At 58.1% G+C, this 22,356-nt stretch carries 17 protein-coding genes and 1 tRNA gene; 13 read left to right on the top strand and 5 right to left on the bottom strand.

What is annotated here, in order from left to right; all coding sequences use genetic code 11:
* Window positions 1–211 precede the first annotated feature (211 nt).
* From ACR0DK_RS16390 to ACR0DK_RS16370, 5 genes are read left to right on the top strand one after another with little or no spacing between them, the layout of a single operon-like run.
* Window positions 212–1,984: an ABC transporter ATP-binding protein gene (locus ACR0DK_RS16390; RefSeq protein WP_480737165.1), complete on the top strand. Its 1,773-nt coding sequence runs from the start codon at window positions 212–214 to the stop codon at window positions 1,982–1,984.
* Window positions 1,977–3,890 (top strand): ABC transporter substrate-binding protein, encoded by a 1,914-nt coding sequence (locus ACR0DK_RS16385; RefSeq protein ID WP_480737163.1) that lies wholly within the window; start codon window positions 1,977–1,979, stop codon window positions 3,888–3,890. Before ACR0DK_RS16390 ends, ACR0DK_RS16385 begins: the two co-directional genes overlap by 8 nt.
* Window positions 3,891–3,904: 14 nt before the next feature.
* A complete protein-coding gene (locus ACR0DK_RS16380; protein ID WP_170397654.1) occupies window positions 3,905–4,933 on the top strand; it encodes an ABC transporter permease in 1,029 nt (342 codons plus the stop codon).
* On the top strand, window positions 4,930–6,084 hold the full coding sequence (locus tag ACR0DK_RS16375; RefSeq protein ID WP_480737160.1) for an ABC transporter permease: 1,155 nt from the start codon (window positions 4,930–4,932) through the stop codon (window positions 6,082–6,084). The genes ACR0DK_RS16380 and ACR0DK_RS16375 overlap by 4 nt, the downstream gene beginning before the upstream one ends.
* On the top strand, window positions 6,081–7,436 hold the full coding sequence (locus ACR0DK_RS16370) for a CoA transferase (protein ID WP_480737158.1): 1,356 nt from the start codon (window positions 6,081–6,083) through the stop codon (window positions 7,434–7,436). Before ACR0DK_RS16375 ends, ACR0DK_RS16370 begins: the two co-directional genes overlap by 4 nt.
* Window positions 7,437–7,523: 87 nt before the next feature.
* On the opposite strand, the gene ACR0DK_RS16365 is transcribed toward ACR0DK_RS16370, so the two are convergent.
* Window positions 7,524–9,920: a mechanosensitive ion channel family protein gene (locus tag ACR0DK_RS16365; RefSeq protein WP_480737156.1), complete on the bottom strand. Its 2,397-nt coding sequence runs from the start codon at window positions 9,918–9,920 to the stop codon at window positions 7,524–7,526.
* A gap of 382 nt (window positions 9,921–10,302) precedes the next feature.
* On the opposite strand from ACR0DK_RS16365, the gene ACR0DK_RS16360 reads away from it, so the two are divergent.
* From ACR0DK_RS16360 to rpe, 8 genes are all read left to right on the top strand, one after another.
* The gene (locus tag ACR0DK_RS16360) at window positions 10,303–11,517 is read left to right on the top strand and encodes a hypothetical protein (protein WP_170424455.1); all 1,215 of its coding nucleotides are present in this window, start codon (window positions 10,303–10,305) and stop codon (window positions 11,515–11,517) included.
* The gene (locus tag ACR0DK_RS16355; RefSeq protein ID WP_480737153.1) at window positions 11,514–12,761 is read left to right on the top strand and encodes a glycosyltransferase; all 1,248 of its coding nucleotides are present in this window, start codon (window positions 11,514–11,516) and stop codon (window positions 12,759–12,761) included. The genes ACR0DK_RS16360 and ACR0DK_RS16355 overlap by 4 nt, the downstream gene beginning before the upstream one ends.
* Window positions 12,761–13,834 (top strand): glycosyltransferase family 4 protein, encoded by a 1,074-nt coding sequence (locus ACR0DK_RS16350; protein WP_480737151.1) that lies wholly within the window; start codon window positions 12,761–12,763, stop codon window positions 13,832–13,834. The genes ACR0DK_RS16355 and ACR0DK_RS16350 overlap by 1 nt, the downstream gene beginning before the upstream one ends.
* Window positions 13,834–14,412, top strand: a complete 579-nt coding sequence (locus ACR0DK_RS16345) for a histidine phosphatase family protein (RefSeq protein ID WP_480737149.1) — start codon at window positions 13,834–13,836, stop codon at window positions 14,410–14,412. The genes ACR0DK_RS16350 and ACR0DK_RS16345 overlap by 1 nt, the downstream gene beginning before the upstream one ends.
* 2 nt (window positions 14,413–14,414) lie before the next feature.
* Window positions 14,415–15,557, top strand: a complete 1,143-nt coding sequence (locus ACR0DK_RS16340) for a glycosyltransferase family protein (RefSeq protein WP_480737148.1) — start codon at window positions 14,415–14,417, stop codon at window positions 15,555–15,557.
* Entirely contained in the window at window positions 15,554–16,306 is a 753-nt protein-coding gene (locus tag ACR0DK_RS16335; RefSeq protein WP_480737146.1) for a polysaccharide deacetylase family protein, read from the top strand. Before ACR0DK_RS16340 ends, ACR0DK_RS16335 begins: the two co-directional genes overlap by 4 nt.
* 19 nt (window positions 16,307–16,325) lie before the next feature.
* Complete coding sequence (locus tag ACR0DK_RS16330; RefSeq protein WP_480737144.1) at window positions 16,326–16,802, top strand: class I SAM-dependent methyltransferase; 477 nt, start codon at window positions 16,326–16,328, stop codon at window positions 16,800–16,802.
* A 125-nt stretch (window positions 16,803–16,927) separates the two neighbouring features.
* Window positions 16,928–17,617 (top strand): ribulose-phosphate 3-epimerase, encoded by a 690-nt coding sequence (gene rpe, locus ACR0DK_RS16325; protein WP_170511244.1) that lies wholly within the window; start codon window positions 16,928–16,930, stop codon window positions 17,615–17,617.
* A 153-nt stretch (window positions 17,618–17,770) separates the two neighbouring features.
* Here the strand turns inward: rpe and ACR0DK_RS16320 are convergent, their stop codons facing one another.
* From ACR0DK_RS16320 to ACR0DK_RS16305, 4 genes are all read right to left on the bottom strand, one after another.
* A complete protein-coding gene (locus ACR0DK_RS16320; RefSeq protein WP_480737141.1) occupies window positions 17,771–19,864 on the bottom strand; it encodes a 3-hydroxyacyl-CoA dehydrogenase NAD-binding domain-containing protein in 2,094 nt (697 codons plus the stop codon).
* Window positions 19,865–20,196: 332 nt separating this feature from the next.
* A tRNA-Met gene (locus tag ACR0DK_RS16315) sits at window positions 20,197–20,273 on the bottom strand.
* Between the two features lie 82 nt (window positions 20,274–20,355).
* Window positions 20,356–21,327 (bottom strand): alpha/beta fold hydrolase, encoded by a 972-nt coding sequence (locus ACR0DK_RS16310; RefSeq protein ID WP_480737139.1) that lies wholly within the window; start codon window positions 21,325–21,327, stop codon window positions 20,356–20,358.
* A 202-nt stretch (window positions 21,328–21,529) separates the two neighbouring features.
* A complete protein-coding gene (locus tag ACR0DK_RS16305) occupies window positions 21,530–22,333 on the bottom strand; it encodes a PaaX family transcriptional regulator C-terminal domain-containing protein (RefSeq protein WP_170424488.1) in 804 nt (267 codons plus the stop codon).
* Window positions 22,334–22,356 lie beyond the last annotated feature (23 nt).

The raw sequence follows: 22,356 nt of genomic DNA, 5'->3' as shown, positions 1-22,356 counted from the left end.
ATCATTCGACACCAGTCGGGGGGCGATTGCGCCTTTGATGGCAAAAACTCAAGACTTTGTGTAGCCATACGGCCCGAGTTTCACGATTCCGCGACAATTCGGGTGAAGAAGGTGTTTGACTACGCCGCCCCAACCGCGCGAAACTGCTCAAAAAAGACAGGGAGTTCACAAAGCCGATGTTTTCTAGCGGCCAGACGGGTGGAAAACCCGCATGAGTGCGTTGTTGTCCGTTCGGGATCTCAGCATCGGCTTTGGCACGGGTCCATCCGTTGTCCAAGATGTCAGCTTCGAGGTCGAACCCGGGCAGACACTTGCATTGGTTGGAGAATCCGGTTCGGGCAAAACGATTTCCTGTCGCGCTGCACTGCGTATTCTGCCGCGTACCGCCCAGATCCGTAGCGGAACGATCACGCTGAACGATTCCAAAGGCACCGCTAATCTGATCGAACTGAGTGAAAGACAGATGCGTGGTATTCGCGGCAATCGGGTTTCTATGATTTTTCAGGAACCGATGCGATCTCTGTCACCGCTTCACAAAATCGGAAATCAGGTCAGCGAAGTTCTTTGGTTGCATCGCGGCGCATCCGATGCACAGGCCCGCAAAGAAGTTCTGACCCAGTTTGAGAGGGTTGGTTTCCCCGACCCTGCCCGCGCCTACGACAGCTATCCGTTCGAGCTGTCCGGCGGCATGCGCCAGCGCGCCATGATTGCCATGGCCATGGTGTCCAAGCCTGAATTGCTCATCGCGGACGAGCCGACAACAGCGCTGGATGTTACCACCCAAGCGCAGGTTCTTGGGCTGATCAAAGAGCTGCAGCGCGAGACCGGTATGGCGCTGATCCTTGTCACCCATGACCTGGGTGTAGTTGCTAACATGGCCGAGCGGGTGGTCGTCATGCACAAAGGCCGCGTGATGGAAGCTGGCCCGGCAGCACCAATTCTGAATGATCCGGCGCACCCCTATACGCAGCAGCTGTTCGACGCTGCGCCTGAGATACCCGATCAGGATGCCGTCGGCATACCGATGCCCGACGAGGACCTAATTCTGCAGATGACCGGGGTCTCAAAGACCTACACGATGCGATCGAGCAAAGGTTGGAAAGCCGACAAACTGATCCATGCCTGCCGGGGCGTAGATATGAAGCTGGCGCGCGGCAAGACGCTTGCAATCGTTGGCGAAAGCGGGTCTGGCAAAACAACCGCCGCCAGAATCGCTCTGGGCGCTGAACTGCCCGACCCGGGCGGCGAAGTTCTGTTCAGAACAACAAGGGATTCCGAACCGATAACGGTTCACAGTATGACACGGACCGAACGCACCGCGTTTCAGCGCAAGGCGCAAATGGTGTTTCAGGATCCCTATAGCTCTCTTAGCCCCCGTATGCGCATTCAGGATGCCATGACCGAGCCGTTGGAGATACACCGCCTCGGCACCGTGGCAGAGCAGCGCGACAAAGCGGCCGCGATGTTGCAGCGGGTCGGGCTGAATGCCGATATGCTCAAACGCTATCCGCATGCGTTTTCTGGTGGACAACGACAGCGCCTATCTATCGCCCGCGCGATGATGCTGGACCCGGCGCTGATTGTTTGTGACGAGCCAACCTCGGCGCTGGATGTATCCGTTCAAGAGCAAATTTTGACCCTGCTCGAAGAACTGCAGGACAGTCTGAACCTGTCTTACCTGTTCATCTCACATGATCTGGCCGTCGTCGCGCGCATTGCCGACGAGGTCGCCGTCATGCGCCGGGGTCTTGTGGTGGAACAAGCCCCACCCGAAACTCTGTTCTACAATCCACGTCATCCCTATACCAAGGCACTGATTGCCGCCCAGCCGGAACCAGATATCAATCGCCCGATTGATCTGAAACTGGTTGCGTTAGGTGCCGGTTCTCCCGACAGTTGGGATGACGCCTTTCGATTTTCCGACTCCGTGATACCTTTTTTGATAGAGTTGGAGCCCGGCCATAAGGTACGTTGCCATGTTTAAGACCACTCACCGATTGATTCTGGCCGCGTCGCTGGCCATCGCAGGAATGCTGCCCGCTGTGGCAGAAATTCCGTCTAATCTTCAGGAAAACGCGTTCTGGCAAACCGAGGTTGAAAGCGGCGACCTGCCACCGGTTGCTGAACGTATTCCGCAAGATCCGCTGATCGTGGACTTAGCCGCCAAAGGTCGCGAATTCGGCGTACCCGGCGGTACACTGCGCACGATGGTCACCCGGTCCAAAGATATTCGGCAAATGGTGGTCTATGGCTACGCAAGGCTTGTGGGCTTCGATCAGGATTACAACATCGTCCCGGATTTGCTGGCTTCTTTCGAAAATGAAGACAATCGCAAATTTACTTTGAACCTGCGACCCGGCCACAAATGGTCAAACGGATCCGCGTTCACATCCGAAGACTTCCGGTATTGGTGGGAGGATGTGGCCAACAACGAATTGCTCAGCCCTTCAGGCCCACCAGATTTCCTGCTGGTTGAAGGCAAAACACCCACCGTCACCTTCCCCGACGAAACAACAGTTGTATTCGAATGGGATGACCCCAACCCGAATTTCCTGCAATCACTTGCTCAGGCGCGGCCGCCCTTTATCTATCGACCGTCTGAGTTCCTTAAGCAATATCACGAGAAGTTTGCAGACCCCGAAGAACTGGCATTTCAGGTCGAAGATGCACGGGTCAAAAGCTGGGCAGCCCTACACAACAAACTGGACAACCTGTATAAGTACGACAACCACGAGCTGCCAACATTGCAGCCATGGCTCAACGCAAGTTCGGGCAAGAAAATCCGGCACAACTTTGTCCGTAACCCTTATTACCATCGGGTGGATTCAAATGGGGTTCAGCTGCCCTATATCGACGTAGTCGAAATGGAAATCGTCGCACCGGGTTTGGTCGCGGCCAAAGCAAATGCGGGTGAAACCGACTTGCAAGGTCGCGGATTGGCATTCCGCGATGCCTCGATCTTGAAAAAGGGCGAGGCTGAAGGTGGATACAAGACGCTTCTGTGGAAAACAGGCGTCGCGTCGCAGATCGCGATTTATCCCAATTTGAACTACACTGACGATGCGTGGCGCGAGGTTCTGCGCGATGTACGTGTACGCAGGGCACTGTCGCTCGCCATTGATCGCAAGACGATCAATCAGGCGCTCTATTTCAAGCTGGCCCAACCCGGCGCGATGTCGGTTCTGCCCGCATCGCCCTTCTACGACGAAGCGAATGCGCAGGCTTGGGCACAGTATGACGTCGACAAGGCGAATGCTCTGCTTGATGAGGCTGGGCTGACCGAGCGTGACAAAGATGGTATCCGACTGTTGCCCGACGGGCGTCCGATGGAGCTGATCATCGAAACCGCAGGTGAGCGGCAAGAGGTTGAAAATGCCCTGCAGATCGTCACGGATACCTGGCGTGAGATCGGAGTCGAACTGGTCATGCGACCATTGGATCGAGACATCCTGCGCAACCGGGTCTTCTCGGGCAATACAATGGCGTCGGTCTGGTTCGGCTGGGATGACGGCATTCCGCAAAGCCACACATCGCCGGCCTATCTCGCCCCGACCGATCAGGTCTTTCTGGCATGGCCTAAATGGGGCCAATACTATCAGACAAATGGAGGGTCGGGCGAACCACCAGACATGCCCGAGGCCGAACTTCTCATGAAGCTTGCCCACGATTGGGAAATCGCCTCCACGGATGAAGAACGCGGCGCAGTCTGGTCTGAGATGCTGAAAATTCACGCTGACCAGCTTTATGCGATCGGCATCCTGAACGGCGCACCGCAGCCTATTGTCGTGTCGAACCGCCTGCGCAATGTGCCTGAGCAGGCCATGTGGGCATGGGAACCCGGCGCACATTTCGGCATTCACCGTCCCGACGAGTTCTTCTTCGCCGACTGATCAGGAGCAGCTAAATGGTCATGCTGCGCTACGCGGTGTATCGCTTTTTCACGATGCTGCTGACATTGCTGGTGGTGTCGGTTCTGATTTTCGTGATCATCAACCTGCCCCCCGGCGACTATCTCAGCAACCAGATCGCCGAACTGCAGGCTTCAGGACAGTCCGCCGGTGTCGCCAAGGCCGAGTTTCTGCGCAAGGAATACTCATTGGACCGGTCGTTGCCCGAGCAGTACCTGATCTGGATGGGCTTCTGGCCCGGACCGCATGGGTTCGAGGGCCTGTTACAGGGCAATTATGGCTGGTCCTTCGAATTCGACCGCCCCGTGCGCGAGATCGTGGGCGATACGCTCTGGTTGACGGTTGTGGTCAATCTGGCCGCCATTTTATTCGTCTATGCCGTTGCTCTACCATTGGGGGTCATCGCTGCGGCCAGATCACGGACGTGGATCGACTATACCTCGGCCTTTGTAGGCTATCTGGGTCTTGCGACCCCGAACTTCCTGTTGGCGCTGATCCTATTCTACTATGGCCATCGCTATTTCAACCTGCCCATCGGCGGCCTGATGGACCCTTCCTTTGAGGGACAACCGATGAGCTGGGACAAGTTGAAATCCATCCTTGTCCACCTGATCGTTCCAACCTTCGTCATCGGAACCTCGGGTGCTTCGGCCATGATGCAGCGCCTGCGCGCCAATATGCTGGATGAACTAGGGAAACCTTATGTCGAAACAGCAATCGCCAAGGGCATGTCGCCATCGCGGATGCTGACGAAATACCCATTGCGCGTGGCCTTCAACCCGTTTGTCGCCGACATTGGCAACCTGCTGCCCTCGATGGTTTCAGGGTCGGTTTTGGTCTCGGTAGTTCTGGGTCTGCAAACAATCGGCCCGACCCTGCTGACTGCCTTGAAAACGCAGGACCAGTTCCTGTCGGCCTTCATTCTTATGTTCGTGGCTCTGCTGACGCTGATCGGCACCATGATTTCCGATATCCTGCTGGTCATGCTTGATCCGCGCATTCGTTATGAGGGGCGCGAAGCATGACCGACAAACCAGATGATCGCTATGTCGACGACGCACCATTTGACCCGCAGGCCTCTATTCAGCAGCTTGAGCGCGCAGATCTCGATGCCCCTAATTGGGTGCTGGTCTGGCGCAAGTTCAGGACCCACAAGCTGGGTCTGATTTCTGGCCTCTTCTTGCTGCTCTGTTACTTGATGCTGCCTTTTGCGGGCTTTATCGCCCCCTACGGCCCCAATGACCGGAACGGAGAGCACCTGTATGCTCCACCCCAGTCGGTCAACTGGTTTCATGAGGGGAAGTTCATCGGCCCCTACGTTTATCCAATAGTTGCAGAGGCGGACCTTGAAACTTTCCAGTGGAAATTCGTCGCTGACACGGAAGACCCGCGCCCAATCCGGTTCTTCTGCGAAGGGTCAGAATACAAACTCGCAGGGCTGATCAAATCCGATACGCATCTGTTCTGCGCACCCGAAGGGGCCACGCTGTTTCTGTGGGGCTCGGACCGTCTGGGCCGTGATGTATTCAGCCGCATCCTATATGGCGCGCAACTGTCGCTGACAGTGGGCCTGATCGGCATTTCGGTATCCTTCTTCCTCGGCATCCTGTTCGGATCAATGGCCGGGTATTTCGGAGGGCGCATCGACTGGACCATCAACCGTGTGATCGAAATCCTGCGCTCGCTGCCGGAACTTCCCCTCTGGCTGGCCTTATCCGCCGCGGTGCCATCAAATTGGAGCCCGGTCGCGGTATTCTTCATCATCTCGATCATCCTCGGCATTCTCGATTGGCCAGGCCTTGCCCGATCTGTCCGCGCAAAATTCCTGTCTCTCAGGGAAGAGGAATACGTACGTGCGGCCGAGATGATGGGCGCAAGTTCCGGTCGTGTGATCCGAAAGCACCTGCTACCCAATTTCATGTCGCATCTGATTGCCTCGGCCACGCTATCAATCCCTGCGATGATCTTGGGCGAAACCGCCCTCAGCTTCCTTGGCCTTGGGCTGCGCGCCCCGGCGGTCAGTTGGGGCGTGATGTTGAACGACGCGCAGAACCTCGCCTCAATCGAAATCTATCCATGGACCGCGATCCCGATGCTACCGATCATCGTCGTGGTGCTGGCCTTCAACTTCCTTGGCGATGGGCTGCGCGACAGCCTTGATCCCTATCAGCAATGAGCTTGCTGTCCGCCCTCCCCTCAACTGACACCTACAGGGTCAATGGGGCGGGTGCGCGGCCCAGCGCCTTCGCGGTTTCGGAGCTGGCGACGGCCAGTTTTGCGGCAGTCGGGCAGGAGCTGTCGCGCCTTGTGACAGCCTTGAACCTGGCGCCTGCACCTCTGGAGGTGGCCGTAGATCATCGACTGGCCTCCTTGTGGTATGGCTTTTCCTTCAAACCCGAAGGGTGGGATATGCCCAGCCTTTGGGACGCGATTGCTGGCGACTATCAGGCCTCTGATGGGTGGATCAGGCTGCACACCAACCTGCCCAGTCATCGCGCCGCCGCCCTTAATGTTTTGCAAGTCGCGCCGGACCGTGCGCTGGTATCGCGCGCAGTTCGGGATTGGAGCATCTCTGAACTGGAAGCCGCGATTGTCGCCGAGGGCGGCGTCGCTGCCGCAATGCGCAGCCGCTCTGAGTGGCATGACCATCCGCAAGGACGCATATTGGCCCGCGAGCCGTTGATCGGATGGCAGGGGCCACGCAATATTCAACTACGTGATCGGCCTCAGGCGACTGCCGCGCGACCTCTTTCTGGGCTGCGTGTGCTCGATCTGACCCGCATTCTGGCCGGGCCAGTCTCGACACGAACACTTGCGGGTTTTGGCGCCGAGGTCCTGAGGATCGATCCACCCGGCTGGGATGAACCTGGCGTCATTCCTGACATTTCTCTCGGCAAGCACTGCGCCTATCTGAACCTGAAATCACCCGATGGAAAAGCAAAACTGCAAGAGCTGCTGGCCCAAGCGGACATACTTGTCCACGGGTATCGGCCCGGCGCTTTGGACGCACTCGGTCTGGGTAAAAACACGCGGGATCAGCTCGCCCCCAACAGGGTTGAAGTCACGCTAGACGCCTATGGCTGGCAAGGACCTTGGGCAGCGCGCCGCGGTTTTGACAGCCTTGTACAGATGAGTTCCGGAATCGCACATGCAGGGATGGGTTGGGCGGGGGCCGACAAGCCAACTCCGTTGCCTGTTCAGGCACTGGATCACGCAACTGGCTACTTGATGGCAGCCGCCCTGCTCTCGGCGCTCGCCGAAGCCGCATCCGGTCAGGCCGTCATGGATGCCCGGCTCTCGCTGGCGCGCACCGCCGAATTGCTGGCCACCCTCGCCAAGAGCGAGCCCGGTGACGAAATTACCGAGTCGCTGCCTGTCGATTATGCGGATGCGCTCGAACCTTCCGGGTGGGGGCCCGGCTATCGATTGAAGCCGGCGCTAACCGTTGGATCCGCAAAGATGCACTGGGCTTTGCCTGCGTCCAAACTGGGAACTTCGCAGCCCACTTGGCCGTCACTTACCGCTTAAAGCTGCCGCCGCGCGGGACGCGCGGCCCGGCCCAACGCTTTGGTTGACGTCTCGCCAGAGACGCAAACCAAAGGGGCGGGAGCCCTCCTAGCGATCATCACCACCGCCGGGGCCGATATCGTCCAGATAGTCTTCGTCAATCGCGGCCTGAACGGCCCCTGTGACAGCCTCGCGTTGTTTGGGAGTCAGGTCCTCGACCTCTTTGTCATCCGCCAGTCGCACGGTGACTTCCCGATGCGCAAACCGGATGCCTTCACGGGCAAACAGCTCACGAATATCCTGATAGACTTTCTTGCGCACCAGCCACTGATCGCCCGGCTTGGTCATAAACTTGACCCGGATAATCATCGCAGAATCCTGCATTTCGATCACACCCTGCGATTTCAGCGGCTGGATGAAGTTATCACCAATCACCGGATCGCTCAGCAGCTCTTGACCCAGCTTCTTGATCAGCTTCCGCACTTTTTCGACATCGGTGTCATAGGTCACCCGCAACGGCAGCTTCATGATAACCCAGTCGCGGGAATAGTTTGTCAGAACCTTGATCTCTCCAAACGGGATCGTGTTGAGCGCACCAAGGTGGTGGCGCAGTTGGAAGGACCGGACCGATATCTTTTCGACCGTCCCCTTTACATCACCGATGTCGATGTATTCACCCTTGCGGAAAGCATCATCCATCAGGAAGAACGCACCCGAGAAGATGTCGCGGACCAAGGTTTGCGACCCGAAACCAACGGCCAGCCCCACAACACCTGCACCGGCAAACAGCGGGCTGACATTAATCCCCAGTTCCATCAATACAATCAGCGCGATGGTCACAACGACCACAGCCAGAATGGCCCCGCGGAACAGAGGCAACAAAGTTGCAAGACGGCTCTGCCCACCTTCGCCTCCTTCGTCGCCCAGCTCGGCTTCAGCACCGCCGTCATCCGTCTCTTCCGCGATCTTGCTATCGATCCAGACGCGGAAGAAGTGAAACAGAATGTAACCCATAAACAGGATCACCATCACATCCAGTGCCCGCTCGATCGGCAAGTCATCCGACCAATTGGCCTGCGGGTTCCAGATCACTACCAGCGCATAGAGACCCACCACAAAGGCCAGAATGCCTGCCACACGACGGGCAAGGTCTTCGTACGTCAGAATGGCGTGTTTGCGCTTTTCGGCCTGCGGCGTATCAGCCACCAGCTCATCCTCGATCTGCTCAGCCGCTTCTGCGTCGGCATTCATCACCTCAATTCTGCGATTGCGATCAAAATACCTTTCAAGCAGATAGTTCATCGCGCCGTAGGCCACGACGACGGACATAAAGATGGCATAGCTGCTGGCCACGATCGGGATCGAATCCTGAACCTCAAGCACCAGATCAACGGCCAGTTTGAACCAGCTGAACACCATATAAAGCACCAGAACCGGCGCCCAGGCGAAAGAGATGAACTTCAGTATCCAAGACACCTGATCCGGAGCACGCCCGCCACGAATGGCGTTCGAGATCGCGCGTGCATTGAACAGGATCATCAGTATGTTGCCCAGCGCCCCGATCAGCGTCAGGCTACCATAGACCATGGCATAGACGTTATAGTTCAGCCCAAAATCCGCGACCCATGTCGAGAACAGAACAACCGAGATGTCATAGGTCGCCAGTGCTGACGCCCAAACATACAGGCGCTTGGCGTCCCGGTCTGAAAAAGGCGGCAAGCGATACTGGCTGAGGTAAGGCGACAGAACCATCCGCCACAAGTCCGAGACAGTGCGCGAAAGGAAGAATGCGGTAAAGATTGCCGTAACGGTAAACTGGATTGATATGTCTTCCGCTTCACCAAAGAACAGATAGCCAACGATCAGCGCCATGAGCATGGCAAAGATCGTTCCGCCAATGCCCATCACAAAACGATACACAAGGAAAGGCATCTTTTCACGATAGCCAACCGGGTTTTCCTTGATGCGCGCAACCACCAAACGCTTCGCGATGCGCTTGCCGTAGATTTCGATCGACAACCATCGCCCTAGCAAAAGGAACAACACATTCAGGACCAACACCTCGACATAGGTCTGAATCCGCCCGTCCGGACTGGTCTGTCTGAGGATGTATTGGACCTCAAAGACCGAATAGGGCAGCGCCTCCATCCGCGAGCGTACGGAATCCCGGAACTTTGAGAACCGCTCTTGCGCCTTCATCAGCTGAGAACCCTCAGCCATGTGATCAATGCTATCTGCCTCTGGCGTCGCGTCGGCGCTATTGCCCGCTGCCGATACAACCTGCCCGGCGCTGTCGATTACGATTACGCTTGCGCCCGCCTCGGAAGCGGATCGAATGGCCGCCGCCAGATCGCTGTCAGCGGCAGAGCTTGAAGAACCGGTTTCCTCGCTTGATCCTATTGGGTATCCCGGAATAAGCGAAGTTTGCGCAAACGCGTCGGTTGCACTGGCCAGCATTGCCGCCCAAATCACCAAAATCAGCCCGGCCAGAACATTCATTTTCATCGTATATCGCATCCAATTCGTAGCTGCGTCCAAGACTATAGAACCTCAGAAGGCTGTTCAAATCATCCGCACACGCGGTGTCAACATCGTGAGAGCCCGTGTTCCTGACGCAATGGATGGGATAAAGTGTTTCCAAGACAACAAAAATTGAATATGACCACCTGAGGCGTCCAGCCTCCGAATTGGCTTGTGCATGAAGAACCATCGGCCTGCATATCGCAAGGTGCGCCTGTTGCCGGCGGTGGCATTATGCTGTTGCCAATTCGCAATGTTTGGCGCATTTGGACGGCGGAATCTGTGCCTTTGGCAAGAAGGTCTGGCAGAATTACGATAATCAGGTGCAGACGCGCGGAGTTGCACCGGAACCGAAACAGGCGAAGGCATGAGCCTAGGGATCAAAAACGAAAATCACGGCCGCGCACCGCGCATCCTGCTATATAGTCACGACACGTTCGGCCTGGGTCACCTGCGCCGGTCACGCGCGCTGGCTGCGGCCATAACACAAGCCGATCAACGCGCTTCGGCCCTCATATTGACCGGTTCACCCATTGCCGGACGGTTTACTTTTCCGCGTCGCGTTGACCATGTCCGTCTACCCGGGGTCACCAAACGCGCCGACGGCTCGTATGCTTCGCAGACCATCGGCATGGGCATCGATGATGTGACCGAGTTGCGCGCAAGCCTGATCCAGACATCTGTCGAACAGTTCGACCCCGATGTGCTGATCGTCGACAAAGAGCCTACCGGTTTTCGCGGTGAGCTGCTGCCGACGCTTGAATATCTTGAAAACTCCTGCTCAACCAAATTGGTTCTGGGCCTGCGCGACGTTCTGGATGAGCCCGAAGTACTGGCCGCCGAATGGGAGCGTAAGGACGCGATCTCGGCGACTGAACGATTCTATGATGAGATCTGGGTATATGGGTTGCGATCGGTCTACGATCCTACACAAGGCCTTCCCCTCAGCCCGGCGACGCAACAGCGCATTCATTGGACAGGGTATCTACGTCGCGATCTTGGGCCGGTTGGTGAGCCACCAGAACAACCGTATATCCTGATCACCCCTGGTGGTGGCGGGGATGGCAAGGCGATGGTCAATTTGGTGCTGTCCGCATATGAAAAAGACCCGGATCTGTCACCCCGCGCTGTGCTGGTCTATGGGCCCTTCCTGTCAGGCGAACTACGCGAAGATTTTGAAACCCGTGTCGCCGCCCTAAATGGCCGTGTGACCGCCGTTGGCTTTGAATCGCAGATCGAAACGCTGTTCGCGGGCGCTGCCGGTGTGGTCTGCATGGGCGGGTACAATACCTTCTGCGAGGTTTTGTCCTTCGACAAACGCGCCGTCATTGTTCCGCGCACGACGCCGCGGCTGGAGCAATGGATTCGTGCCTCACGCGCCGAGGATCTGGGTCTGGTACGCATGCTGGATGAAAACCGTGACGGTCTGACGGCGGATGCAATGATCCGCGCGATCCGCGCCTTGCCCCATCAGCCGCTGCCTTCGCAGGCCATTCGCGCAGGGTTGTTGGACGGGCTAAGCTACGTCACTCATCGCATAAACGCGCTGCTAGGCGCGGAACAAGAGCGCGCCACCGGATGACGCGCGAACCCCCCAAGCTGGCGGTGCTGGTCAAAGGCTGGCCGCGCCTGTCCGAGACGTTCATCGCGCAAGAATTGGTGGCCTTGCAGGAGGCAGGGCACAGCTTCGATATCTGGTCGTTGCGCCACCCGACCGATACCAAGCGCCATCCTCTGCACGATCGCTTCAAGGGGCAGGTGCATTACCTGCCGGAATACCTTTATGAAGAGCCTGAGCGGCTGGCGACTGCGCGAGACATTGCAGCTCGTCTGCCCGGATACGCGCAAGCTTACCAGGTCTGGCGGCAAGACCTTCACCGAGACCCGACTCACAACCGAATTCGCCGGTTTGGTCAGGCCTGCGTATTGGCCGCTGAGCTGCCCGATCAAACGCGGGCGCTGTATGCGCATTTCATGCACACTCCGTCTTCGGTCGCCCGCTATGCGTCTATCATGCGCAGCCTGCCCTGGAGTTTTTCGGCGCATGCCAAAGATATCTGGACCTCACCAGACTGGGAAAAGCGGGAAAAGCTGCAACTGGCCTCTCACGGCGCCATCTTCGGGGCAACCTGTACTGCCATTGGTGCCGCACATCTGCGCGAACTGGCTGATGATCCTGCGCGGGTAGAACTGATCTATCATGGGCTGGACCTGTCGCGGTTTCCTGCACCTCCCCAGCAGTGTTCGCGTGCAGAGGATGCACCCTTTCACATGCTGTCGGTCGGGCGTCTTGTCGAAAAGAAGGGCTTTGACCGGCTTCTCCAAGCTTTCGCGCTACTCCCCAGATCGCTGAATTGGCATTGGACCCATATCGGCGGCGGAAATCTGGGCGATGAGTTGAGCGCACAAGCCGATGCCGCAGAGATTTCCGATCGGATCACGTGGATGGGGGCTTGCGATCAACCGGAAGTCATTGCCGAGATGCGCCGCTCTGATCTGTTTGTCCTGCCCAGCAGAATTGCTGCCGACGGCGACCGCGATGGTTTACCCAATGTTTTGATGGAAGCCGCGTCCCAGCGCCTCCCGATCCTGTCAACGCCGGTGTCAGCCATCCCGGAGTTCATTGATTCCGGTGTTCACGGTCAGTTGTCAGCAGATGACCCGACTTCTCTTGCCTCGGCTATTGCGGATCTCGCCAGGAACCCGACCAGAACGGCCGAGATGGCTGAGGCCGCGTATGACCGGTTGATCGCCGACTTCCGGATGGACCCGGGCATACGTCGCTTGTCCGAGCGGCTCAACGCCTTGTGCGCGGACGGACCCTGATGGCGCGGGTGGCTTTCTATGCACCGATGAAGTCCCCCGACAGTCCCAAGCCCTCGGGTGATCGCGAAATGGCCCGCAACCTGATGCAGGCCCTCGGCGCTCAGGGAGACATTGTCGACTTGGCCTCGCATTTGCGGATTTACGACAAAGCAGGCGACCGCGCGCTTCAGGACGAATTCCGCCGCAAGGCAACTGCCGAGGCTGCACGACTGGCTGAGGAACTGCCCTCTGACACGAACCTGTGGGTGACTTATCACAACTACTATAAGGCTCCTGATCTGCTCGGCCCAGCGGTGAGCCGCGCAAGAGACATCCCGTATGTGCAGCTGGAAAGTACCCGCGCCAACAGCCGGCTTGCAGGCCCATGGGCTGATTTTGCGCAAGCGGCGCACGACGCGTGCGATTCTGCGCAGGTGATTTTTTACCACACTGCCAACGATTTGATCACGTTAGAACGGGAAAGGTTCGGTACGCAGGCGCTCGTCGAGCTGCCTCCGTTTCTTCCCATCACGGAGTTACCCCCTGTTTCGACCCGTGATGGGCCGATGCTGACCGTGGGCATGATGCGGCCGGGGGACAAGCTGGCCTCGTACGCCATTCTGGCCGACACGTTGGAACATCTGACAGGGGATTGGGCGTTGGACGTGGTAGGCGATGGCCCGGCCCGATTGGAAGTCGAAGCGCTGATGGCGCGGTTCAGACCTCGTGTCCGGTTTCTCGGACAACTGGATCGGGACGCGTTGCGGGCCCGGTACAGCCAAGCGTCCTTGTTCGTTTGGCCTGGGGTCAACGAAGCCTATGGAATGGTCTATCTTGAAGCCCAGGCCTGCGGCGTTCCCGTCGCAGCGCAAGATCGCCCCGGTGTTCATGATGTGCTGATACCTTCCGATCATCCCGATACCGGATCGGGTGCCAAAGGGTTGGCCGCGCGTATACAGAGGTTTCTGGACCATCCCGACCTGAGCCAGTCTGAGGGCAATCGCGCCCGCGCGTATGTCGCGCACCGCCATCTGATGCCATCCGCCACCGTGCGGTTCTGGACCACTGTGCGCCCCTTGTTGGAGAAAAGTTGATGACCCGTCTCGCCCTTCTGCGCCATGGACACACGGATTGGAATCGCGCGGGTCGCATTCAGGGGCGCAGCGACATTCCGTTGGATGCCGACGCTCGGGCTGAACTTGCGAGGTATTGCCTGCCGTCGCCATGGAACGCGGCATCAATCTGGTCCAGCCCGCTAAGCCGCGCGTCTGAAACAGCGCAGTTGGTATCGGGTAAAGCGCCCAAAACATCTCAGGCCCTGACCGAGATGAATTGGGGCGAATGGGAGGGACAGCGCGGTGCTGAGCTGATCGAGACACCCGATAGCGGTTACCGCCACATCGAAGACTGGGGCTGGGATTATCGGCCTCCGGGCGGCGAAAGCCCAGCCGAATTATGGGCGCGTATCGCGCCGTGGCTGGCGGGCTTGGACGGCGACAATCTCGCGGTCTGCCATATCGGCATCATGAGGGTGATCTTGGCCAAGGCGTGGGGCTGGAATTTTGCCGGCCCCGCGCCGTTCAAGATCAAGCGCAACAGACTGTTTATCGTAGACTTGGACGAAATGCGGCCTGAACCCGAACCCGTTCGATTGATTGCGCGTGAGGTTTGACCATGAAGGTGATGATCGTTGTTACCCATCTGTTAGGGACCGGACACCTTAGCCGGGCCCTTACATTGGGGCGCGCGTTCGCCGAACAGGACCACGAGGTGTTTGTGGTCTCGGGTGGCATGCCTGCGCCTCAGCTTGGCACACGTGGATTATCATTACTGAATTTACCGCCGCTGCGGTCTGATGGCACCGATTTCACCCGCCTGCTTGATCAGAATGGCGCTGTGGCCGACTTGGCCTACTTCGCTGCGCGCACAAACGCCCTGACGCAGGCGGTAAGCAGCTTCGGGCCGCAGGTTCTGATCACCGAGCTTTATCCGTTCGGGCGGCGCTCTTTGGCCGCGGAGTTCAAATCTGCATTGAAAGCCGCACGAGACCTACCTCGGCCACCCGTCATCCTGGGTTCGATCCGTGACATTCTTGCGCCGCCATCGAAGCCCGCAAAGGTAACCCAAACGGATGAGGTTATCGCAGAGTTTTACGACGGCGTTCTGGTCCATTCCGACCCCAAGATCACCGAGCTGGAGGTCAGTTGGCCTGTCTCGGATCAACTGGCATCGCGCCTTCATTACACCGGTTTCGTCGCCCCAAGTGCTGCGCCCAGCCATCCGGATGGCATAGGCCAAGGCGAGATATTGGTCAGCGCGGGTGGCGGGTCGGTCGGTCAGCCGATCTTTCAAGTGGCCATCGAGGCCGCCCAAAAGATGCCCAACAGGCGCTGGCGATTGTTGGTGGGCGGGCAGGATGCAGAAGCACGGATTTCCCAGCTTTCGCAAATGACCCAGAGTACCTCGGTTCTTCTTGAATCCGTCCGCCCTGAGTTTCGCCAAATGCTGCCGCTAGCCGCCGCCTCGGTCAGCATGTGCGGTTACAACACGGCCATGGACCTGCTGCAAAGCGGCACCCCGGCGGTTCTGATACCGTTCGATGATGGCAAAGAGGTTGAGCAATCTTTGCGCGCGCGATCTCTTTCGCAGTTGAACGGGATCGAGGTGCTTAACAGTTCTGACCTGACCGCCGGCTCGCTGGCCGATGCGCTGGAGCATGTCATTTCGAGTGTTGAACGCCCCCCGATGACCGAAGGGTTTGATGGCGCGCGCCGGTCAGTGGATATTGCAGTGAGCTTGTACGAGGCCAGCCGATGAGGCCTGATTGGCGCCCCTTGCAGTCAGAGTTGCGGCGCTGGCAGGATGCAGGATTGACCCTGCCCTTGTGGTGGCGTGATGACGATGCGGTTGCAGTGACACCACAGATAGAAAAGCTATCGGCCATGTCAGACCAGCTCGGCCTGCCAGTCCATCTGGCGGTAATCCCGCGTGAGGCGCAGACGGCGCTGGCAGAGTATGTGTCGGATCAGTCTGTTTTGATCCCGGTTGTGCATGGCTGGGCGCATCAGAACCACGCGCCTGCAGACGAGAAGAAAGCCGAATTTCGCCTGCACCGGCCCCTTGAAGCGGTAGTTGCAGATGCCGAGGCTGGATTGTCCCGGCTGCGAGGTTTGTTCGGTGACAACTTACGTCCGATGTTTGTGCCCCCGTGGAATCGGATCGACTCCAAAGTCGCCATGCAGCTTCACGGGCTGGGCTATCGGATACTGTCGACGGCGACCCCCCGAAAGATACCGCTCGCAGCGCCCGGCCTCGCGCAGATAAACACACATCTCGATCCAATCGACTGGCGCGGAACGCGCGGTTTAATCGACCCTCACAGACTGATCGCACAGACAGTTGAGCTGCTGCATGACCGACGCACCGGTCGCGCAGACAATGCCGAAGCATTTGGGGTGTTGACGCATCATCTGGTCCATGATCAGGACATCTGGACGTTTACACAGGATCTGTTGCACAGGCTGCTTGATGGACCGGGCACACCCTGGACCGCACCACGCAACTGAACTCGCAAGGAGAGCCCGAATGAGCCGACTGGATTCCATGCTGCGCCGCCTGACGGCGCAACGCGATGGGCTAAACTGGGCCGCCGCACAGATCGGCACCATGGAAGGGGACGTTCTGGACTTGGGGCTAGGTAACGGACGTACCTATGATCATCTGCGAGAGATTCTGCCCTCTCGGCGTATATGGGTGATGGATCGCGTCTTGCAGTGTCATCCCGACAGCACGCCACCGGCACAGGATTTCCTGCAGGGTGAGGCCGAGCCGATGTTGCGTAAACTGGCGGACGCAGGCCAAACAATCGCGCTGGCGCACTACGATTTCGGCCGCGGGATCAAGTCCGAAGATGTTGCGGAAGCGGCGCGCCTCAGCCCTCTGATCAAACAGGTCATGCGACCCGGTGGGTTGTTGATTTCAGGGCAACCGTTGGCGGGTTTCGCGCAGATTGAAGGCCCCGAGACCATCGCGCCCGATCGATATCTTTTCTATTGCGCCTGAGTAGGCTTTGAACTGGCGGGTTTGTATATTGAATCTATCGATCAGATTCACCGCAGTCAGGCCTATGCATTGACGCGAGTCGAGGGTATACGCCACCGCAACAGCACACCCACATGAGGCCAGTCATGAGCTTTGACCGTTCCATCAAGATCGCTCCCTCGATCCTGTCAGCCGATTTCGCAAATTTCGGACAGGAGATTCAGGCCATCGAAGCGCAAGGGGCGGATTGGGTTCATGTGGACGTGATGGACGGCCACTTTGTCCCAAACCTCACTTTTGGTCCCCCAGCGGTCAAAGCGTTTCGCCCACATGTTAAGACCGTCATGGATGTGCATTTGATGATCACTCCGGTCGATCCTTATATTCAAGCCTATGCCGATGCGGGCGCTGATGTGCTGACCGCGCACGTCGAAGCGGGGCCGCATTCGCACCGCACGCTGCAGGCGATACGCGCTGCGGGAATGAAAGCAGGGATCGCGTTGAATCCCGGGACGCCCGCCGAGGCCGTCGAGCACCTGTTGGACCTGACTGATCTGGTGTGCGTCATGACCGTCAACCCCGGCTTCGGGGGGCAAAAATTCATCGACATGACCGCAAAAGTGCAACGTTTGCGCGAGATGATCGGCGACCGACCGGTGCATATCGAAATCGACGGCGGTGTTGATCCCAAAACAGCCCCTCTGGTGGCCGCTGCAGGCGCTGACGTGTTGGTCGCCGGATCAGCAGTTTTTAAAGGCGGGTCAGTTTCAAACCCGTCGGTCTATGGCGACAATATTCGCGCTGTGCGGACTGCTGCCGAAGGTGCACTAGGTTAACCACAAACCCTCCCGCCAGTCGTCGACGTTTCTTACGAAACGCCTCCTCCTGTTGGGCCCGGCATCGCGCTTTGCGCGATGCCGGGCCCAAGGCGGCTAGCAATATTGGCGCAGCCAATGTTGCGCAGGCACGAGAGCCTTTGCCCCGAGACTTCAGGCACCTTTGTTGAGATCATCAAAGCAGCGGTTCTCGGCCACCAGTTGTTCAAGCAGGGGTGCAGGTTGCCAGAAATAGGCATCTTCTTCAGCCCACTTGCGAATATCGTTGAATACGCCCGGCAAACCCTGCAAATCTGCCCATTTCAGCGGCCCACCCCAGTAGCGCGGAAAACCGTAGCCATAGAGCAGCGTAACGTCCACATCCAGCGGTCTACGCGCGATGCCGTCGCCTACCACCTTCGCCGCCTCATTCACCATCGCGACCATATAGCGACGTATGATCTCCTCATCCGTAAACGCGCGTGGAGTTATGTTCTGAGCCGCACGCTCGGCTTCGATCAATGATGTCAGCTCGGGGTTCGGCTCTCCACCCCGCTTGCCATTTTCATATATGTAATAGCCCTTGCCGGTTTTCTGGCCGAAATGTCCGGCCTCGCACAGCTTGTCGGCATAGAAACTGTCGCGAACGCGTGGATCCTGGCCTGCGGCCCGTTTCCGCTTGCGCGCCGCCCAGCCAATGTCCAATCCGGCCAAGTCTGACACTGCATAGGGGCCCATCGCAAATCCAAACCCGGTCAGCGCAGCATCGATCTGGAATGGGCTCGCCCCATCCAGCACCATGTGATCAGCACAGTTCCGATATGTGCCCAAAATCCGATTACCTATGAACCCGTCGCACACACCTGCCCGAACGGCCACCTTGCCCAACCTCTTGCCCAACGCGAAACCCGTTGCCACAACTTCGGGCGCGGTGTGATCCGCCACCACGATCTCAAGCAGTTTCATCACATGTGCTGGGGAGAAGAAATGCAGACCGATGACATCCCGTGACCTTTCGGTCGATCCGGCAATTTCGTTGATATCAAGGTATGAGGTATTGGTCGCCAATACCGCACCGCTTTTGCAGACCGCATCCAGTTGCGCAAAAACCTTTTTCTTCACTGCCATGTCCTCGAACACGGCTTCGATCACCAGATCGACGCCACTCAGTGCGTCATAGTCCGTGGCCAGGGTCAGCCGGTTCTGCAGAATATCATCATGTTTGTCCTGGCTCAGCTTTCCGCGCCTCACGGCGCCAGCCAGATTTGCCGCGATACGATCTTTAGCGGACCGCGCTGCCTCGAGTGACATCTCAAGCAGCACGACAGGAAGCCCCGCCAGCAGAACTGAGGTGGCAATCCCAGCGCCCATCGTGCCGCCGCCGATGACGCCGACCTGTTGCAGGTCCCGCGGCTCGACCCCATTCAACTCGGGCAATTTTGCAACCGCACGTTCCGCAAAGAATGCGTGGATCAACCCTTTGCGCTGATCCGAGGCCATCAGGTCCATGAACAATTCCCGTTCGCGAGCCAAACCGGATGCAAAATCCTCGGCCTCGCAACTGGCTTGTATTGCCCGCACTGCAATCGCAGGCGACAGTTGGCCCCGGCCCTTCTTCAGCACCGCGTTATAGGCCGCATCAAAATCGATTGGGGCGGGCCGGGCCATATCGCAAACAGGACGCCGAGGTGCATCAGTTGCAAGCAGCTCTCTGACATAGGCCAGGCCGATCTCGCGCGGATCACCATCCTGAACTTTGTCCAGCACACCCATCTCAAGCGCTTCTGGAGCTCGGACGTGCCGCCCCGTCGTGATCATGTCCAATGCAGCCTCGACTCCGGCAACACGCGGCAAGCGCTGGGTGCCGCCAGCGCCAGGAATGATACCAAGATTAACCTCGGGCAACCCCACCTTCGCAGACGGCACGGCAACGCGATAATGACAGGATAAGGCAACCTCAAGCCCACCACCAAGCGCGGTTCCATGCAACGCAGAAACCACCAGCAAGGGCGACGCCTCAATCCGATCACAGAGTGCGGGCAGCCACGGGTCCTGTGGCGGCTTGCCAAACTCGCGAATGTCTGCGCCTGCAAAATAAGTCCGACCCTCACCATAGATCAAAACCGCGCGCGCGCCCTCTGTTTCGGCACGTTCGATCGCCGACAACAAACCCCGGCGCACATCCACGCCCAGCGCGTTAACGGGTGGGTTCTCAGCCGACAAAACGGCGATATCGCCCACTTTCTCATACCCGATGACTTGGGTCATATGATCGTGCCTCCTCAGACGAAATGCGATGCCAGTAGTAAATCAGGGAATCCCCGGACACGGCGCGATCAAAGACTGGCCCGGTCTGCGTTCGTATTCAACTATATTTTCGACCGATCGTTCGGTTTATTTGATTTTCTCGGATTTAGTACCATAATCACGCGGTTCATGCCCGGAACCAACCTTTTACGTTGCGGTAGAACTCGCTTCGCGGCCTCAGACCGACGAAGCGCAAAGAACTGCAGCGTTTGGTCTGAACTCGCACGGAACCCGAGGGCGCGATCCAAATGGATACCCAGCTAACAGGGCCGCAGTACTTGTTTGGGAAGTTCTGGTAGCGGAGGAGGGACTTGAACCCCCGACACGCGGATTATGATTCCGCTGCTCTAACCAACTGAGCTACTCCGCCACGAGTGAGAGGCGATTTAAGCGAGGGGCCGGGGAGGGTCAAGAGGGAAAAGCGTGCCTGCCGAGATTCTTTATTGCGTTATTCAATGCGCGTCCTGCTCTGCCAGCCGGGTGCGGGAATTCTCGGCGATCTGGCGGATGAAACGCGCGCAGACTTCGGGTTCTGTGATGAGTATCATGTGACCCCGGTGTTCCATGACCTCAAAGGTCAGGCCGAATTTCGTCATTGTGGCACCGTGTAGCTCGGCGGACAGGATCGGGTCCTCTGTCCCGAACAGAATGCCTCCGGGCACGCGCAGATCGTTATAGCGTGAAGTCAGGGCACCCATGCTGGCCTCTACCCCAACAACATCCTGTGAGGCGGTGATAAAGGCTGAGGGGCGAAGACCAAGGGCACCCCCAGCACGGTTCAGGAAGTCTGAGGGCGCGGGCTCGGGTGCGAAGACGTCTTTCAGGACGAGGGGTGCGGTTTTTCGGGCCATCGGGACGGCGATTGTATTGCCAATAAGGTTGCGCAGCCACTCGGTACGGATTTCAAGTGGTTTGAAAACGGCGGGCGGTTCCGGCATTTGTTGCGTCAAGGGGGCCAGAAGCGCCAATGCCGCCGTGTTGTCGGGATAATCCAGTGCCATCGCAAGAGACACGGCGCCACCTAGAGAATGACCGACCAGTGTGGCTTGATCGACGTTCTTTGTTTCCAGAAACTCGTGGATCATGCGGGCTTGTTCGGGCAATTCCGCCAACTGGGCAGCATCGCGCGTGGAATAGCCACAGCCCGGACGGTCAACCGCGAGAACGTGATAATCCTGAGCAAGATCATCCACCAATGCATACGTAAAATGCTGCAATTGGCCTGATAGGCCATGGATCATGACAATTGTCGGGTTGGAAGGGTCGCCTTTTTCGACATAGTGAATGCTGCCACCGTGAACGGGCACGATCCGCCCCAGTTGCGACACCATTTCGGTGCCCTGCCGCGTTAGGCGACGAGTCCAGATGTGCATCCCCAGCAAAAGGGACATCAGCAACAAGACAATCGTTAGCAAAATCGACATCACGGATCTCCGGTAGGTTTGCTCAGGCGATGGTATTGCCCGGGGCCCGATTGCACCATGCGTTTTCTGAACGGCTGAATTGGCAGGCAGATAACCGCAACCTAATTATTGGTGTGTAAATTGGTATGACTTGGTCAGAAAAGCTCCCAGCACCCGGTATGTGCGCCGCACTGATAATATGGTTGAACAGACCGCTCAGCGTTCAACCACTTCCGCTCAACACATCAGCTGACGGTCGTGGCAGCAAATCAAGCAGCCCGAACACGCTATCGCGACAAGCAGGGCCAGCCCAATCAACAGGATAAAAAGCCAAAGGTAAGTCCGGCTGGCGTAGCACGACGCGCCGCCACCGATGCACCAGCAGGGTGCGCAGTGTTGCGCTCTGCAAGGGTGTAGGCGCCCAGCCTTCGGGGCGGGACTTCGCCGCGCGTTCGACCGCGCCCAGAAGAGCCTTGCAAGAGGCACGCAATTCGGGTGGACACAACCGATCCTGCACCCACTTGGGGGCTGCGTGCGGAGAGATGTCCAAGGCCAGCAAACCGTCCGACTGATCGGGCACAGGCCCCGCACCCATCGCTACGTTGCGCCCAATGGGGATATAGTCGTCGCTGAGCATCACGTCCTCAAGCACCTGAGTGCCCGACCCGTCTTCGGCGATCAGAAGATGCCAATTTTCAATGGGCGAAGGACCGCGCGCATATATGCGCGGCGTGACGGCGGCGGATTGCGTCCGGCCGAATTCCGAGAGGACATGGCGCGAGACGCGTCCAATCCGGTCACTTTCAATCCAGCCGTCCTTGCGCAGCCGGTGCAGAGCGACGCGGATCGCTTCGGGTTTGATGCCCATCGGCTCAATGATCCGGGTCAGAACACCGCCCGAGATTTGCGCGCCGGGCTCTTGTGCCATGTCACCAAACAGCGAGACGATAATCGACCAGACCCGCTGGTCTTGCGGGTCCGCCAGTTCGGCCACAGCCGTTTCGAACCACGAGCTCTTTTCGGTCATGGACCCAGTTTAACCCATTAGGC

Source organism: Ruegeria sp. CE6 (assembly GCF_056537485.1).
Note: the sequence above shows the minus strand (reverse complement) of the source record. Positions and strands in the feature narration are given on the sequence as shown.

Excerpts from the sequence above, each read along its gene's own strand:
- ACR0DK_RS16390 (WP_480737165.1), top strand. The coding sequence starts at position 212 with ATGAGTGCGTTGTTGTCCGTTCGGGATCTCAGCATCGGCTTTGGCACG.
- ACR0DK_RS16385 (WP_480737163.1), top strand. The coding sequence starts at position 1,977 with ATGTTTAAGACCACTCACCGATTGATTCTGGCCGCGTCGCTGGCCATC.
- ACR0DK_RS16380 (WP_170397654.1), top strand. The coding sequence starts at position 3,905 with ATGGTCATGCTGCGCTACGCGGTGTATCGCTTTTTCACGATGCTGCTG.
- ACR0DK_RS16375 (WP_480737160.1), top strand. The coding sequence starts at position 4,930 with ATGACCGACAAACCAGATGATCGCTATGTCGACGACGCACCATTTGAC.
- ACR0DK_RS16370 (WP_480737158.1), top strand. The coding sequence starts at position 6,081 with ATGAGCTTGCTGTCCGCCCTCCCCTCAACTGACACCTACAGGGTCAAT.
- ACR0DK_RS16365 (WP_480737156.1), bottom strand. The coding sequence starts at position 9,920 with ATGAAAATGAATGTTCTGGCCGGGCTGATTTTGGTGATTTGGGCGGCA.
- ACR0DK_RS16360 (WP_170424455.1), top strand. The coding sequence starts at position 10,303 with ATGAGCCTAGGGATCAAAAACGAAAATCACGGCCGCGCACCGCGCATC.
- ACR0DK_RS16355 (WP_480737153.1), top strand. The coding sequence starts at position 11,514 with ATGACGCGCGAACCCCCCAAGCTGGCGGTGCTGGTCAAAGGCTGGCCG.
- ACR0DK_RS16350 (WP_480737151.1), top strand. The coding sequence starts at position 12,761 with ATGGCGCGGGTGGCTTTCTATGCACCGATGAAGTCCCCCGACAGTCCC.
- ACR0DK_RS16345 (WP_480737149.1), top strand. The coding sequence starts at position 13,834 with ATGACCCGTCTCGCCCTTCTGCGCCATGGACACACGGATTGGAATCGC.
- ACR0DK_RS16340 (WP_480737148.1), top strand. The coding sequence starts at position 14,415 with ATGAAGGTGATGATCGTTGTTACCCATCTGTTAGGGACCGGACACCTT.
- ACR0DK_RS16335 (WP_480737146.1), top strand. The coding sequence starts at position 15,554 with ATGAGGCCTGATTGGCGCCCCTTGCAGTCAGAGTTGCGGCGCTGGCAG.
- ACR0DK_RS16330 (WP_480737144.1), top strand. The coding sequence starts at position 16,326 with ATGAGCCGACTGGATTCCATGCTGCGCCGCCTGACGGCGCAACGCGAT.
- rpe (WP_170511244.1), top strand. The coding sequence starts at position 16,928 with ATGAGCTTTGACCGTTCCATCAAGATCGCTCCCTCGATCCTGTCAGCC.
- ACR0DK_RS16320 (WP_480737141.1), bottom strand. The coding sequence starts at position 19,864 with ATGACCCAAGTCATCGGGTATGAGAAAGTGGGCGATATCGCCGTTTTG.
- ACR0DK_RS16310 (WP_480737139.1), bottom strand. The coding sequence starts at position 21,327 with ATGTCGATTTTGCTAACGATTGTCTTGTTGCTGATGTCCCTTTTGCTG.
- ACR0DK_RS16305 (WP_170424488.1), bottom strand. The coding sequence starts at position 22,333 with ATGACCGAAAAGAGCTCGTGGTTCGAAACGGCTGTGGCCGAACTGGCG.